This window comes from Bacteroides cellulolyticus (genome assembly GCF_025567135.1).
GTDB lineage: Bacteria > Bacteroidota > Bacteroidia > Bacteroidales > Bacteroidaceae > Phocaeicola > Phocaeicola cellulolyticus.
Window position 1 is genome coordinate 1 of record NZ_JAOQJJ010000042.1, and the last position, 1,354, is coordinate 1,354.

Genomic DNA, 1,354 nt, shown 5'->3' on the forward strand with positions numbered 1-1,354 from the left:
CTGCCGTTGAAGTCGTACCTTCAACAGATAGGTGTAAGTTATTCAACCTATCACTACTGGCGTAGAAAATGTTCCGTTGACAGGAGCAGTATCAAACACGAGTTGGCTCCTATCAGTTTTAAACAGGCATTTACGGAGTCTTCCCAAGAAGAACAATTGCCGCATGGTGTTGCGCTGCTGTTTCCCAATGGACTTCGTGCCCACTTCGGGAGCGGTTCTGAAGATTTGCTGAAGGAAATATTTACCCAAAGTCTTCGAAACGGTCATGTTTAACCTGAACGACACGATGCGCTACTTCCTGTGTCCTGGCAGGACAGATATGCGCAAGGGTATCAGTTCGCTATGCGGAGTGGTACATGAGAAAATGAACAGTGAAGTGAGGAACGGTGATGTCTTCATCTTCATCGGTTCCAGCCGCAGGCTAATGAAACTCCTTCATGCCGAAGACGGAGGTATGGTAANTGCCGGAGTATGATCCCAAATCAAACAGCTATCCCATGGAGTGGCGCGATCTGGTGATGATGGTTGAAGGAATACAGGAAAACCCGGAGCAGAGGCTCCGGCGGTTAAGAGCCGAACGTAAGGAATACCATGTATAACATGTTTTTTATGTGAGTAAACTTTGGATATTGTTGCATAATTCACTGTTAGTTAGTATATTTACATCATTAAAAGAAGTATAGACAATGGAAGAAAAAGAAATTTTACTCAAGACGATAGAAGGGCTGAATGCCTCTATAGCCTCATTGTCTACTACTAATAAGAATCAATCCGAACAGATAAAAAATCTGCAGGAACGTATCAAGGAGTTGACGGCTCAGGTCGCATGGCTGAACCGTCAGCTCTTTGGTCGTAAATCGGAGAAACTTCGCGTATATGATCCTAATATGCCAGACCTCTTTGCCGACGAGTTTTCCGGACTCCGGCAGCAGGCGGAAGAAAAGCGGGACGAGGCTGTGGAAAAGATTGAGAAGGAACCGGTGGAAGACGTAAAACGAAATCGTCAGAACCGCAAAATGATAGAGGACTTGCCCGTATTGGAAACCGATACAATAGAACCGAAAGGCGTAGACTTGTCTTTATACCGTAGAATAGGCGAAGAGATAACAAAAGTCGTCAAACACAAGCCGGGAATGCTTTACGTCAAGGTGATCATCCGTCCCAAATATGCTCTCAAGGATAGTACCCTGCTTCCTCCAGCCGGACAGAAAGGCGTAGAGATAGCTCCCATGCCGCTGATGCCGGTCGACAAGTGCATTGCTGACACCAGCCTGCTTGCCGAGATACTGCTTCAGAAGTATGAATATCATGTCCCGTTCTACCGTCAGATACAGCAATACCGCCATCTTGGAAT

3 protein-coding genes are annotated in these 1,354 nt (G+C 46.1%); all 3 read left to right on the forward strand.

The genetic code is table 11. From position 1 onward, the window contains the following. Nucleotides 1-273, forward strand: a 273-nt coding sequence (tnpA, locus tag OCV82_RS15100) for an IS66 family insertion sequence element accessory protein TnpA (RefSeq protein WP_154045204.1), incomplete at its 5' end; no start/stop codon positions are given. A gap of 46 nt (nucleotides 274-319) precedes the next feature. Then, on the forward strand, nucleotides 320-475 hold the full coding sequence (tnpB, locus tag OCV82_RS15105; RefSeq protein WP_449500946.1) for an IS66 family insertion sequence element accessory protein TnpB: 156 nt from the start codon (nucleotides 320-322) through the stop codon (nucleotides 473-475). A 211-nt stretch (nucleotides 476-686) separates the two neighbouring features. Then, nucleotides 687-1,354 (forward strand): IS66 family transposase (locus OCV82_RS15110; RefSeq protein WP_154045206.1); only part of this gene is annotated, 668 nt, incomplete at its 3' end.